Raw genomic sequence first — 13,449 nt, 5'->3', positions numbered from 1 at the left:
GGCGGCGCGGGGCGCCCGCCCACGGCGGCGGCGATCTGCTGCGGCGAGGGCGCGATGGGCGTGCGCACCACCGCGAGGTCCGTCTCGCAACCGGCCGGCAGGTCGCCGAGCAGGCAGGCCGCCCATTTGAGGTACGAGTCGGAGTCGGCGACCGCCAGCACCCTCATCCGGTCACTCCTGTCAGATGTGATCGCAACGCGGGGGCCGCCCCGCTGGTCCACCAGTCGTCCGGCACGGCCACCGGCTCCACCGCGACGCCGCGCGGGCCGAGCAGCACCCGAAGCGAGGCGATGGCGGTGGAGGGCAGGCTGAGCACGCGCTGCCCGGCGTCGAGGCCGCGCAGCGTCAGCTCGGCCGGCGCGCCGCTGTCGTGCACGGTGATGCCGGGCCGCTCCCGGATGTGCGCGACGTCCGCGGGGTCCTCGCGCCGGTGCGGGTAGTAGGCGAGCGGCTCCTCGCCGGCCAGGTCGGTCAGCCAGCGCAGGTAGCGGTCGCGACGCACGAGGCCGTTGCGCACCAGGGACGTGCCGAGCACGACGGTCCGCTCGGCCGGGCCGGGCTCGGTGGGCGGCTGGGAGCGCAGCCACGCGAAGTCGTGGCGTACGAGGTCGAACCCGGCGTCGCGGACGGCCCGGTCGAGGTCGTCCGGCACCGGCAGGGCGGTGAAGACGGTCACGCGCCCGGCGCGCAGCCGGATCGCGGCGGCCAGCCCCAGCGCCGCGCGCAGCCGTCCCGGGTGGGCGCGGGCCCGCAGCAGCGGCCGGAACGGCCCCGCGGCCAGCAGTTCCAGCAGGCGCAGCGTGGCCAGGCCGTCGTCCACGACGACGAGCCGGCCGGGGCGGGAGGTGAGCCAGCGCAGCTGGACCTTGCCGGAGAAGGCGTCGCCGGCCGCGTTCACGCGGCGCGGCATGTCCTCGGACGGCTCGGCCAGTTCCAGTCCCTCGGGCAGCGGCAGGCGGCGCAGCTCGCGGCGGGTCGCCTTGAGGGCGCGCTGGCCGGCGCGGGGCACGACGACGGTGGCGGGGCCGAGCAGCCCGGCATGGTGCGCCTCGACGGCGCAGAGCATCTGGAGGGGTGATTCCACCCAGGCCGACGCCCGTTCCGCCACCCCTGCTCTCCCCACTCCGGGCTCACACCGGCTTCACCATCACGTGCCCTGACATCGCATGACGGGGTCACGGTAGTCCGGGTGCCTGACGGCGCGGGGAACGCCATGTGAACAATGGAGGCCATGAACTCGCTCAATCTCACCACTGACGGCGTCACAATCCCCCAGCTGGGTTACGGCGTCTGGCAGGTTCCCGCCGACGAAGCCGAGCGGGCCGTCACGACGGCCTTCGAGGCCGGTTACCGGCATGTCGACACCGCGAAGATCTACGACAACGAGGAGGGCGTGGGCCGGGCGGTCCGCTCCTCCGGGCTGCCGCGCGAGGAGGTGTTCGTCACCACGAAGCTGTGGAACGACGACCACCGCCGCGCCGAGCAGGCCCTCGACGAGAGCCTGGCGCGGCTCGGGCTCGACCACGTCGACCTCTACCTCATCCACTGGCCGGCGCCGAAGCAGGACGCCTACGTGGGCGCCTGGCGGGCGCTGGAGAAGGCGCACCGCGACGGCCGGGTGCGGGCCATCGGTGTGTCCAACTTCACCGTGGAGGCGCTCACCCGGCTGATGGACGAGACGGGCGTCACGCCGTCGATCAACCAGATCGAGCTGCACCCGTGGCTCCAGCAGCACGAGCTGCGGGCCTTCCACGAGGCCAACGGCATCCTCACCGAGGCGTGGAGCCCGCTCGGCCAGGGCAAGGGCCTGCTGGAGGAGCCGGCGCTGGCGACGCTGGCCGCCAAGCACGGGCGCACCGCGGCCCAGATCGTGCTGCGCTGGCACATCCAGCTCGGCAACGTGGTGATCCCCAAGTCGGTCACGCCCGCCCGCATCCGGGAGAACATCGACGTGTTCGGCTTCGTCCTGGACGACGAGGATCTTGCAGCAATCGGGGCGCTCAACGCCAACCGCCGCCTTGGCCCCAATCCCGCCACATTTGGGTAAAAAGCTATGATCCTTCGCCATGAAGGATCTGGCATGGGGCATCGCCGCCACGGGCGGCATCGCGCGGACCGTGGGCGCGGTCATCGCCGCGGAGCCCGGCATGCGGGTGGCCGCGGTCGGGTCGCGTGACCTGGGCCGCGCCGCCGCCCTGGCCGCGGAGCTCGGCGCCGAGTCGGCCTACGGCTCCTACGCGGAGCTGTGCGCCGACCCGGCCGTCGACGCCGTGTACGTGGCCACCCCCCACGCCCAGCATCTGGCGGTGGCCGAGGCGGCCATCGCAGCGGGCAAGGCCGTGCTGTGCGAGAAGCCGCTGGCTGCCTCGCCGGCCGACGCCGAGCGCATGGTGCGCCTGGCCCGCGAGGCCGGGGTGTTCCTGATGGAAGCGATGTGGATGCGCTTCAACCCGCTCATCCAGCGGGTGGCCGCAGACCCGCGCTTCGGCGAGATCCGCTCGATTCACGCCAGCTTTGGCTTCGCTTTGCCGTTCGATCCGGCCCACCGGCTGTGGGCGCCGGAGCTGGGCGGCGGGGCCCTGCTCGACCTGGGGATCTACCCGTTCGGGCTGGCCCAGTTGCTGCTCGGAGCGCCGTCGGAGATGCGGATGACGGGCAGTCTCGCGCCGTCGGGCGTCGACGCCGAGGCGGGCGGCGTGCTCGTCTACCCCGGCGGGCGGCGGGCGATCGTGGAGACTTCTTTACTCGCGCCGTACCCCAACACCGCGTACGTGGTGGGCACGGAGATGCGGGCCGACATCCAGGCGCCGTTCTGGGCCCCGAGCCGCGTCGTGCTCAGCGGACCGTCGATGGAGACGGAGGTCCACGACCTCGACCCGGCCGACAACGGATACGCCGGGGAACTGCGCGAGGTGCGGGACGCGCTGGCGGAGGGACGGACTGAGAGCCAGGTCATGCCGCTCGACGAAAGCCTCGCCATGATGGGGCTTCTGGAGGAGGCGCGAGCCCAGCTCTCCTAGCTGGGCATTTATCCACTTGTAATCCTCTTGCCGGATGTATTACCTTATGTCCTGTTCGTCGGCTTACGTCCGGTTTGCCCGCGCGTTGCCGACCCCTCTGAAATCACTCACAGGACCCCCCTGTGACCGCTGAATCCGCCTGAGCGCGGAACCGGGGACCCACTTCTCTTGGGGTGAATCGGCACGCCTCCGTGCCGTAGGGCAGCTTCCACGCCCGAACCCGTCAGCTAACCCGGTAAGCGGCATGGAAGCAAGGAGCATCCCTTCTCGATGGCCAAGCACCGTCTCATCCGTGCCCTCACGCCCGGTACGATCCGCGCCACCCTCGGCGCGACCGTCATCGCCTCGGCCGCCTTCGGCGCCGTGGTACCGGCCCACGCGGACACCCCCGAGCAGGTCGGCCCCGCCTCGAACGCCGCCGTCGCCCAGCCCGCCGAACGTCCGGCCGCCGCCGCCAACCAGCGGGTCAACGTGACCGCACAGCAGGTCCTCGACCTCGCCCGCGCCCAGATCGGCACCTCCGAGAACGCCTACGGCGGCGGCACCAAGTTCCAGAAGTGGTACGCGAGCTCGCAGCGCGCCATGGAGACCGTCAAGCGTGACGGCGGCTCGCCGCGTGAATACCTCAACGCCGCCTGGTGCGCGATGTTCGTCTCCTGGGTCGGCGAGCAGACCGGCGCCCGCCCGCAGGTCGGCTGGGACGCCTACACCGTGGCCCACGCCCGCTGGTTCGCCGCCAACCACCGCTGGGGCAGCACGCCCAAGCCTGGCGCCGTCGTCTTCTTCTCCTGGAGCGGCAGCAAGAGCATCGACGACATCAACCACGTCGGCTTCGTCGTCAAGGACAACGGCGACGGCACCATCTCGACGATCGAGGGCAACACCGGCAACGGCCGCGTCGAGGCGCGGGTCCGGCCGACCTCCCAGGTCGTCGGCTACGGCTACCCCCTGTACAAGGGCTGACCCTCCCGGGTCGCCCACACGACCCCTACCCCTCTCCCCACGAGCGAGCGCGCGCCCTTTCCCCCGGGGCGCGCGCTCGCCCGCTTTCCGGAAAGATCTACCTCTCTCCTGTCGAGCCGGGGTACGGCGGTTCGACGCGAGGATGGGAGCGGGCCCCGCCGGGGCCCGGACGATCGCTGCGCGAAGGAGACGGTGTAGTGAAGTTCATGATCGTGGGCAAGGGCAACGCGGAGACCGAGGCCGGGGTCCTGCCCGACCCCGAGTACGTCGAGGCGATGATCGAGTACAGCGAGTCGCTGGCCAAGGCCGGCGTGCTGCTCGCCGCCGAAGGGCTGTACCCCAGCTCGAGGGGGGCGCGCGTCGCCTACCGGGGCGGCCGGCCGACGGTGCTCGACGGCCCGTTCACCGAGTCCAAGGAGCTGATCGCGGGATTCTGGATCATCCAGGTGAGGTCCCGCGAGGAGGCCGTGGAGTGGGCCCTGCGGCTGCCCGTCCCGCCCGGCTGCCCGGACGGGGTCGGGCTGGAGCTTTGGCAGGTGTTCGACGTGGCGGACATGCCCCAGGAGACGCTGCCCCCGGAGACGGCGGCCCGCGAGCAGGCGCTGCGCGAGTCCCTGGAGCGCGGCACCGGCGCCTGACCGCGGCCCACCCCGGCGGACGTGCCGGTGGTCTCTCCCCGACACGGGCGGACCACCCGCGCGGCCTCTTCCGCCGCTTCCGCTGACGCACGGGGCGGCCGAGGTTGCGGCCCCACGCGACGGGCTGGTCTCATGGGCCGGTGACGGGTACGGACGCCCACCGGGCGATCGAGGCGGTATGGCGGATCGAGGCGGCCAGGCTCATCGCCGGGCTGGCCGGTATGGTCCGCGACGTCGGCCTGGCCGAGGAGCTGGCGCAGGACGCGCTCGTCGCCGCCCTGGAGCAGTGGCCCGAGTCGGGCGTGCCGCGCAACCCGGGCGCCTGGTTGATGACGGTCTCCAAGCGGCGCGCGGTCGACCTGCTGCGCCGCAAGGAGACATACCAGCGCAAACTCGCCGAGGTGGGCCGCGACCTCGCCCAGGGGGCGGACACCGAGCCGGCCGAGGCCCAGGAGATCGAGGACGACCTGCTGCGGCTGGTGTTCACGGCCTGCCATCCGGTGCTGCCGCAGGAGGCGCGGGTGGCGATGGCGCTGCGGGTGCTGGGCGGGCTGACCACGGGCGAGATCGCCCGCGCCTTCCTCGTGCCCGAGCCCACCGTGGCGCAGCGGATCGTCCGGGCCAAGCGCACACTGGCCGAACGGGGGATCCCGTTCGAGGTGCCTCAGGGCCCCGAGCTGGCCGAACGGCTCGCCGCGGTCCTGGAGGTGATCTATCTGGTCTTCAACGAGGGCTACTCCGCCACGGCCGGCGACGACTGGATGCGCCCCGCGCTGTGCGAGGACGCGCTGCGGCTGGGCCGGGTGCTGGCCGGGCTGATGCCCAAGGAGCCGGAGGTCCACGGGCTGGTCGCGCTCATGGAGATCCAGCAGTCCCGCGCCGCGGCCCGCGTGGGGCCGGACGGCGAACCGGTCCTGCTGCTGGAGCAGAACCGTTCCCGCTGGGACCGCCTGCTCATCGGGCGCGGCCTCGCCGCGCTCGGCCGGGCCGAGGAGCCCGGCGGGCCGCGCGGGCCGTACACGCTGCAGGCGGCCATCGCCGCCTGTCACGCGCGGGCGCTCACGCCGGAGGAGACCGACTGGGAGCGCATCGCCACTCTGTACGGCGAGCTGGCCGGCATCGTGCCCACGCCCGTCGTCGAGCTGAACCGCGCCGTGGCGCTGTCCATGGCCCGCGGCCCGGCGGCCGGGCTGGAGCTGGTCGACCGCATCGCGGGCGAGCCGTCCCTGAGGGCCTATCACCTGCTGCCGAGCGTGCGCGGTGATCTGCTGGCCCGGCTGGGCCGGCGGGCCGAGGCGCGCGGGGAGTTCGAACGGGCGGCGTCGCTGACCCGCAACGAGAGGGAGCGGACGCTGCTGCTCGCCCGCGCGGCCGAGTGCGCCTGAGCTCCGGCTTGTCCGCTCCTGTGGCGTTAACGGGACGGATGGTATGGGAGCGCTCCCAGCGACCTTTTCGCGCCGTTTCCCACGGAAAATCCGCTTCTGCAGCGGCAAATCTCCCCTGAGGTAACGGTTGCGTTTCGGGGCGTTGACGGCCCCCACGCCATGAGGGCACTCTTTGTGGGAGCGCTCCCAAGACCTTCCCATCGCGGCGGCACGCCGCGGTGCACCTCCCACATTCACCACCCAGAGGGGTACGGAATGAAGAACCACAAGCGCTTCGTCGTGACCGGAGCCGCGATGACGGCGCTGCTGGCCATCGCGGCGTGCAGCGGCGGCGGTGGCGGCGCCACGCCGTCGGGCTCGCAGAGCAGCGCGGCGGCCGAGCCGGTCACGATCAACGTGCACACCTTCGGCGGCGGCGAGAACTTCGGCTACGACGAGGCCGTCAAGAAGTGGAACGCCGAGCACCCGAACATCCAGATCAAGTACACCAACCTCACGGACCGGTTCGAGGACGTGTACCTGCCGCAGCTCCTCCAGCGCCTCCAGGCGGGGGCAGGCGCCGGAGACGTCGTCGGCATCGACGAGGGCGCGATGGGCCTCATGGCGGCCCGTCCGCAGTTCTTCACCGACCTCGGCCAGTACGGCCTGGAGAGCCGCAAGGCGGACTTCCCGGCGGCCAAGTGGGAGGCGGGCCGGAACGCGGACGGCAAGCTGTTCGCGCTCGGCACCGACATGGGTGGCATGACCATGTGCTACCGCAAGGACCTGTTCAAGAAGGCCGGCCTGCCGACGGAGCGCGAGGAGGTCGGCAAGCTTTGGCCTGACTGGAACGCGTTCCTGGAGACGGGCAAGAAGTTCGAGGCCGCCAAGACGGGCGCCAAGTTCATGGACGGCCCCAACACGATCTACAACGTGATCCTCTTCCAGGAGGCGCCGAAGAACGGCAACATCTCCTACTTCGACAAGAGCAACCAGCTCGTCATCGAGTCCAACCCGGCCGTCAAGACCTCCTTCGACTGGGTGACCACGTTCAGCAAGGCCGGCATGACGGCCAAGCTGCAGGCGTGGAGCCCCGCGTGGGACAAGGCCATCAAGGGCGGCGGCTTCGCCACCATGGGCTGCCCGTCGTGGATGCTCGGCGTGATCGAGGGCAAGGCCGGCGAGTCCAACAAGGGCAACTGGGACGTCGCGGCGGTGCCGGGCGGCACGGGCAACTGGGGCGGTTCCTGGCTTGCGGTGCCCAAGCAGTCCAAGCACCCCAAGGAGGCCGCCGAGGTCGTGAACTACCTCACCGGCAAGGAGGGCCACGTCGCGGCCTTCAAGGAGGCCGGCGCGTTCCCGAGCTCGCTGCCCGCGCAGCAGGACCCCGAGGTGGCGGGCCTGAAGAACGCCTACTTCAACGACGCGCCGACCGGCCAGATCTTCAGCGAGTCGGTCAAGAACCTCCAGCCGGTGTTCTTCGGTGAGAAGCACGCCCAGGTCAAGACCGCCGTCGAGAAGGTCATCGAGGGCATGGACCAGGGCGCCGTGAAGTACGACGAGGCCTGGTCGAAGTTCGTCGCGGCGGGTGTGAAGGCGGCGGGCTGACCCCGCTCCCCAGGACCGGGTGGCGCCCCTTCCCCTCTGCGGGCGCCACCCCTCCCCGCCCCGGCTCGAAAGGCTTCCATGACTCTCCAACTCGCGCCGCCGCCCCGGCACGCGCCGGGCAGGCGGACCGCCCCCGCCCGGCGGATGGCCCGCTTCGACGTCAAAGGCGTGCCGTACCTGCTGGTGTCGCCCTACTTCCTGCTGTTCGCGGTCTTCGGCATCTTCCCGCTCGGCTACACGCTCTGGGTCTCGCTGCACGACTGGGAGCTGGCCGGCGACACCGAGTTCACCGGCGTGGCCAACTACGGCGAACTGATCACGGACGAGGCCTTCTGGAACGCCGTCGTCAACACGCTCGGCATGTTCGTGGTGGCGACCCTCCCCCAGATGGTGCTGGCGCTGCTGCTGGCCAACGCGCTCAACAAGAAGCTGCGGGGCCGGCTGTTGCTGCGCCTCGGCGTCCTGCTGCCGCTCGTCACCTCGGTCGTCGCCGTGGCCGTCGTGTTCAGCCAGCTCTACAGCCGCGACTACGGCCTTTTCAACTGGATCCTGTCCTGGTTCGGCGTCGACCCGATCATCTGGCAGAACGAGAAGTGGTCGTCCTGGATCGCGATCTCCACGATGATCGACTGGCGCTGGACGGGCTACAACGCGATCATCCTGCTCGCCGCGATGCAGACGATCCCGCGTGACCTGTACGAGGCCGCCGCCATCGACGGCGCCTCGGCCCGGACGCAGTTCTGGCGCATCACGGTGCCGATGCTGCGGCCGACGATCGTGTTCGTCGTGTTCATCTCGACGATCGGCGGCCTGACCCTGTTCGCCGAGCCGGTCATGTTCGAGGGCAACCCGATGATGACGGGCGGCACCACCGGCCAGTACCAGACGGTGGCCATGTTCATCGTCAAGTCCGCCTTCCGCGACTTCGAGATGGGCTACGCCGCGGCGGCGGCCTGGCTGCTGTTCGTGCTGATCCTGATCGGGACGATGATCAACTACTGGTTCACCCGGCGCATCGGAGGGGCCAAGTGAACAACCGTCTCTGGGACGCCGGCCCCATGACCAAGGTCGTGCTCGGGTTCGCGCTGCTGCTGTCCGCGTTCCCGATCTACTACATGTTCATCATGGCGACGCGCACCAACGACGACGCCGTCGAGACGCCGCCGCCCCTGCTGCCCGGCGGCCACCTCGGTGAGAACATCCAGCGGCTGCTCGCCACCGAGGACGCCAACTTCGTGACCGGTCTGGTCAACTCGGCCATCGTCGCCGTCACGGTGACGGCGTCGGTGGTGCTCATCTCGACGCTGGCCGGCTTCGCGTTCGCCAAGCTCCGCTTCCCCGGTTCCAAGGCCCTGCTCGGCCTGATCCTCGTCACGATGATGGTGCCGCTCCAGCAGATGGGCATGGTGCCGCTGTACGAGATGATGGTCAAGCTCGAATGGACCGGCCAGCTCCAGGCGGTCATCCTGCCGTTCCTCGTCAACGGGTTCGGCGTGTTCATGATGACCCAGTACACCTCCCAGGCGGTGCCCGACGAGCTGGTCGAGGCGGCCCGGGTCGACGGGGCGACCACCCTCGGCATCTACGCCCGGGTCGTCCTGCCCGCGCTGCGGCCCGGGATGGCGGTGCTGGCGCTGCTCGTGTTCATGCAGACCTGGAACGAGTTCATGTGGCCGCTCATCGTGCTGAACCCGGACAACCCGGTGGTTCAGACGTCGATCGCGGCGCTCAACTCCGCCCACGGCACGGACTACGTGATGCTGTTCACCGGCACCGCCGCCTCCGTCCTCCCTCTCTTCGTGGTTTTCGTGCTGTTCGGCCGGCAGATCGTCGGCGGCCTGATGGAAGGTGCGGTCAAGGCGTGACGACTCAAGAGGAGCAGATGAGCTCCCACCTGCGGTTCCCTCCGGGATTCGCGTGGGGCGCGGCCACCTCGGCGTACCAGATCGAGGGCGCGGTGACCGACGACGGGCGCGGCGTCTCCATCTGGGACACCTTCACCAAGCAGCCCGGACGGGTGGTGGGCGGCCACCACGCGGACGTGGCCATCGACCACTACAACCGCTACAAGGACGACGTCGCCGTCATGGCCGACCTCGGCCTGAGCGCCTACCGGTTCTCGGTGTCGTGGCCGCGGATCCAGCCGGCGGGCTCCGGGGCGTTCAACCACAAGGGGCTCGACTTCTACAAGCGGCTCACCGACGAGCTGCGCGCGAACGGCATCGACCCGTGGCTGACCCTCTACCACTGGGACCTGCCGCAGGCGCTGGAGGACGCGGGAGGCTGGCCCAACCGGGACACCGCCTACCGCTTCGCGGAGTACGCGCTGTGCGTCCACGACGCGCTCAAGGACCACGTGCACACCTTCAGCACGGTCAACGAGCCGTGGTGCTCCGCCTTCCTCGGCTACGCCTCCGGCGAGCACGCCCCGGGCCGCCGGGAGCCGGAGAGCGCCATCAAGGCCGCCCACCACCTCAACCTCGCCCACGGGCTGGCCGTACGGGCCATGAACGCGCGGCGCGTGGGCGGCTGCGTCAACCTGTACGCGATCACCCCCGCCACCGGCAGCGACGCCGACCTCGACGCGGCGCGGCGGATCGACGGGCTGCAGAACCGCTTCTTCCTCGACGCGCTGCTGCTCGGCCGCTACCCCGAGGACGTCCTGGCCGACCTCGGCATGGACACCGGCTTCATCGCCGACGGCGACCTGGCCACCATCAACGCGCCGCTCGACGTGCTGCTCGTCAACTACTACAGCCGCTTCACCGTTTCGGGAGCCGGAGGCGGCAAGGCGTCGGCGGCGGCAGCGCCCACGGAGACGGGCTCTCCGTGGGTCGGCAGCGAGCACGTGTCGTTCGTCAACGGCGGGCGGCCGGTCACCGCGATGGGCTGGGAGATCGACGACAGCGGCCTGCTGGAGGTGCTGCAGCGCGTGGCGCGCGACTACCCGGCGATCCCGCTGGTGGTCTCCGAGAACGGCGCCGCGTTCGACGACGTGCTGAAGGACGGCCGCGTCCACGACGCCCAGCGCACCGCGTACCTCGACTGCCACCTGCGCGCCTGCCGGGAGGCGATCGAGGCCGGCGTGCCGCTGCAGGGCTATTTCGCCTGGTCGCTCATGGACAACTTCGAGTGGGCGTGGGGGTACGGCAAGCGTTTCGGGCTGGTCCACGTGGACTTCGAGACGCAGGAGCGGGTGCTGAAGGACAGCGCACGCTGGTACAGCCAGATCATCCGGCAGAATAGGCGCCATGAACCGACCGACTCTTGAGGCAGTCGCGGCCCGGGCCGGGGTCGGCCGGGGCACGGTGTCCAGGGTCATCAACGGGTCCCCCAACGTCAGCGAGAAGGCGCGCGAGGCGGTCCGCCAGGCCATCGAGGAGCTGGGCTACGTGCCCAACCGGGCCGCGCGCGCCCTCGTCACCCGGCGCACCGACACGGTGGCCCTGGTGGTGTCCGAGAGCGAGCTGCGGGTCTTCGACGAGCCGTACTTCGCGGGCACGATCCGGGGCATCGGATCGGCGCTGTCCGAGACCGGCCTCCAGCTCATCCTGGCGATGGCGCAGTCCGACGAGGAGCACGAGCGGCTCGAGCACTACCTGACGGGGCAGCACGTCGACGGCGTGCTGCTCCTGTCGCTGCACGGCGACGACCCGCTGCCCGCCCGTCTGGAGGCGATGGGCGTGCCCACCGTGCTCGGCGGCCGGCCGGTCGGCCCGGCTCCCTACAGCTACGTCGACATGGACAACCGGGCCGGCGCCCGGCAGGCGGTCAAGCACCTGCTCGGCCTCGGCCGGGCGTCGATCGCCACCATCGCCGGCCCGCAGGACATGGGCGTGGGCGTCGACCGTCTGGCCGGCTACCGCGACGCGCTGCTCAGCTCCGGCATGCCCGAGCTGGTGGCCTACGGCGACTTCTCCGAGGAGAGCGGCGCCTCGGCGATGCGCGAGCTGCTGGCCGGGCACCCGGGGCTCGACGCGGTGTTCACCGCCTCCGACCTGATGGCGGTGGGCGCGATGCGGGTGCTGAAGGCCGCGGGCCGCACCATCCCGGGCGACGTGGCGGTGGTCGGCTTCGAGGACTCGAAGGCGGCCGCGCACACCGACCCGCCGCTCACCACGGTCCACCAGCCGACCGAGGCCATGGGCCGGCAGATGGCGCAGCTCCTGGTCGCCCGCATCAACGGCGAGGAGGTCCGCCAGCCGGTGGTCATCCTCGACACCCACCTGGTGCTGCGCGAGTCGGCCTGACCCGGGCGCGGGCCGGCCCGGCCCGAGCCCGAGCACGAGCCGGCCGCCCCTGAGCCGGCTCCGGATTGTGGAGGACCCCCACGATGGACAGCAGGACGAAGCGGCGCCTGTCCCCCGCCGAGCTGGACGCACTGGCCCGGCGGGCCCTCGGCGCGGGCGTGGCCGCCTCGGCGGAGCTGACCGACGGCTACGCCAACGCCGTGTGGCGGCTCACGCTCGACGACGGCCGCGCCGTGGTGCTCAAGGTCGCGCCGCCACCGGAGCTGGAGCAGCTCAGCTACGAGCGTCACCTGCTGCGCATGGAGGCGGCGGTGTGCGAGCTGGCCCCGGCGGCCGGGGTGCCGGTGGCCGCGCTGGTGGCCGCCGGGTTCGACGACCCGGTGCTGGGCGGCGACTACCTGGTGCTGGGCGCGCTCGACGGCGTCTCCTGGAACGCCGTGCCCGCCTCGGAGGGACGGCTCGCCGACGGCGGGCACGACGAGCTGCGGCGCGAGCTCGGACGCTACCTGGCCCGGTTCAACGCGGTGACCGGCGAGGTGTTCGGCTACCCGCACGCGGGCATCACCGGGGTCACCTGGCGGGAGGCGTACCTCGCCATGGCCGGGGCGCTGCTGGCCGACACCCTGCGCTACCCGACGCCGCTGCCGATGCCCGCCGACGAGATCGCGGCCGTGCTCGCCGGGGCCGCGCCCGCGCTGGACGAGGTGACGACGCCGCACCTCGTCCACTTCGACGTGTGGCAGGGCAACGTGTTCCTCGACCTGACGGGCACGCCGCGCATCCAGGCCATCATCGACCACGAGCGGGCGTTCTGGGGCGACCCGCTGGCGGAGTTCGTCACGCCGACCATCTTCGGCGAGCTGCGCGAGGACGACCCGCTGCTCGCGGGCTACCGCGAGGTGACGCCGCTGGAGCTGACGCCGTCGGCGCGGGTGCGGCTCGACCTGTACCGCGCGTACCTGTACCTGATCCTGCTGGTGGAGAACGGGCCGCGCCAGTACCCGGAGGACGAGTACGCCCGGGTCCGCGAGCGGACCACGCCCGCGCTCGTCGAGGTGCTGGGCCGCCTCGCCGCCGCGCCCGCCTGACCGGAGATCCCCTGACCGGAGATCCCCTGACCGGAGATCCCCTCAGGCCGGTGGGAGGTCGGCGAGGAGGAGGGGGCGGGTCGTGGGGCGCCGGGAGCCTCCGGCGGGCTCGACCGTGAGCCCCACGCGCGCGTCCCCCTCGCGCACGCGGACCGTGACCGGCCCGGCCGGCCCGTCACCGGGGCCGGGATCGAGAAGGCCCGCCGGGCGGGCGCCGCCGGGCCCCATCAGCCACAGCTCGTAGACGCGTGACGCGGGCAGCCTGGGCAGTCCCGCCGAGGCGAACACCGCGCTCCCCCGCGTCCGGGAGACGACGAGCGTGCCGGTACCGCCGGAGGCGACGGGCCGCCGCACGGTCCACGCGTCGGGTGCGGCCAGCACGGCGGCCACCTCGCGCTCGCGGGCGCGCGACGCGGCGAGGTCGCCGCTCGCGTCCTGGGCGGCCACCCCGAGCACGACGGCCGCCACCGTGGCGGCGAGCGCGGCGGCGACCGCCCTGCCGGCGGCGACGGTCACGG

At 71.8% G+C, this 13,449-nt stretch carries 14 protein-coding genes and 1 riboswitch; of the genes, 11 read left to right on the top strand and 3 right to left on the bottom strand.

The features are described 5' to 3' along the window. Both AB0H81_RS39665 and AB0H81_RS39660 read right to left on the bottom strand, forming a co-directional pair. Positions 1-167: DUF6716 putative glycosyltransferase (locus AB0H81_RS39665; protein WP_358386022.1), on the bottom strand; the 167-nt coding region annotated here is incomplete at its 3' end. Next, entirely contained in the window at positions 164-1,108 is a 945-nt protein-coding gene (locus tag AB0H81_RS39660; RefSeq protein ID WP_358386013.1) for a hypothetical protein, read from the bottom strand. The genes AB0H81_RS39660 and AB0H81_RS39665, both read right to left, overlap by 4 nt. Positions 1,109-1,231: 123 nt before the next feature. Between AB0H81_RS39660 and AB0H81_RS39655 the strand changes: the two genes are divergently transcribed. The 11 genes from AB0H81_RS39655 to AB0H81_RS39605 all read left to right on the top strand — a co-directional run bounded on the left by AB0H81_RS39655 (position 1,232) and on the right by AB0H81_RS39605 (position 12,931). Further along, positions 1,232-2,047: an aldo/keto reductase gene (locus AB0H81_RS39655; RefSeq protein ID WP_358386010.1), complete on the top strand. Its 816-nt coding sequence runs from the start codon at positions 1,232-1,234 to the stop codon at positions 2,045-2,047. A gap of 19 nt (positions 2,048-2,066) precedes the next feature. Next, entirely contained in the window at positions 2,067-3,020 is a 954-nt protein-coding gene (locus tag AB0H81_RS39650) for a Gfo/Idh/MocA family oxidoreductase (protein WP_358386007.1), read from the top strand. A gap of 117 nt (positions 3,021-3,137) precedes the next feature. Continuing rightward, positions 3,138-3,277, top strand: a riboswitch (cyclic di-AMP (ydaO/yuaA leader). Between the two features lie 13 nt (positions 3,278-3,290). Further along, complete coding sequence (locus AB0H81_RS39645) at positions 3,291-3,983, top strand: CHAP domain-containing protein (RefSeq protein WP_358386004.1); 693 nt, start codon at positions 3,291-3,293, stop codon at positions 3,981-3,983. Positions 3,984-4,189: 206 nt separating this feature from the next. Next, a complete protein-coding gene (locus AB0H81_RS39640; protein ID WP_358386019.1) occupies positions 4,190-4,621 on the top strand; it encodes a YciI family protein in 432 nt (143 codons plus the stop codon). 140 nt (positions 4,622-4,761) lie between these two features. Next, entirely contained in the window at positions 4,762-6,006 is a 1,245-nt protein-coding gene (locus AB0H81_RS39635) for an RNA polymerase sigma factor (protein ID WP_358386002.1), read from the top strand. A gap of 255 nt (positions 6,007-6,261) precedes the next feature. Beyond that, complete coding sequence (locus tag AB0H81_RS39630; protein ID WP_358385999.1) at positions 6,262-7,593, top strand: ABC transporter substrate-binding protein; 1,332 nt, start codon at positions 6,262-6,264, stop codon at positions 7,591-7,593. 78 nt (positions 7,594-7,671) lie between these two features. Next, positions 7,672-8,625 (top strand): sugar ABC transporter permease, encoded by a 954-nt coding sequence (locus AB0H81_RS39625; protein ID WP_358385996.1) that lies wholly within the window; start codon positions 7,672-7,674, stop codon positions 8,623-8,625. After that, positions 8,622-9,458 carry a carbohydrate ABC transporter permease gene (locus tag AB0H81_RS39620; protein WP_358385993.1) on the top strand — a complete coding sequence of 279 codons (837 nt, stop codon included), beginning with the start codon at positions 8,622-8,624 and terminating at the stop codon, positions 9,456-9,458. Before AB0H81_RS39625 ends, AB0H81_RS39620 begins: the two co-directional genes overlap by 4 nt. 17 nt (positions 9,459-9,475) lie before the next feature. After that, the gene (locus tag AB0H81_RS39615) at positions 9,476-10,864 is read left to right on the top strand and encodes a GH1 family beta-glucosidase (RefSeq protein WP_358386016.1); all 1,389 of its coding nucleotides are present in this window, start codon (positions 9,476-9,478) and stop codon (positions 10,862-10,864) included. Beyond that, positions 10,845-11,843: a LacI family DNA-binding transcriptional regulator gene (locus tag AB0H81_RS39610; RefSeq protein ID WP_358385990.1), complete on the top strand. Its 999-nt coding sequence runs from the start codon at positions 10,845-10,847 to the stop codon at positions 11,841-11,843. The genes AB0H81_RS39615 and AB0H81_RS39610 overlap by 20 nt, the downstream gene beginning before the upstream one ends. 83 nt (positions 11,844-11,926) lie before the next feature. Further along, complete coding sequence (locus tag AB0H81_RS39605; protein ID WP_358385987.1) at positions 11,927-12,931, top strand: aminoglycoside phosphotransferase family protein; 1,005 nt, start codon at positions 11,927-11,929, stop codon at positions 12,929-12,931. Positions 12,932-12,973: 42 nt separating this feature from the next. Here the strand turns inward: AB0H81_RS39605 and AB0H81_RS39600 are convergent. Further along, positions 12,974-13,449: anti-sigma factor (locus tag AB0H81_RS39600; protein ID WP_358385984.1), on the bottom strand; the 476-nt coding region annotated here is incomplete at its 5' end.

Source organism: Nonomuraea sp. NPDC050691, assembly GCF_040654455.1.
Classification (GTDB): domain Bacteria; phylum Actinomycetota; class Actinomycetes; order Streptosporangiales; family Streptosporangiaceae; genus Nonomuraea.
The sequence above is the reverse complement of the archived record's forward strand: the minus strand, read 5'-3'. Positions and strand labels throughout refer to the sequence as shown.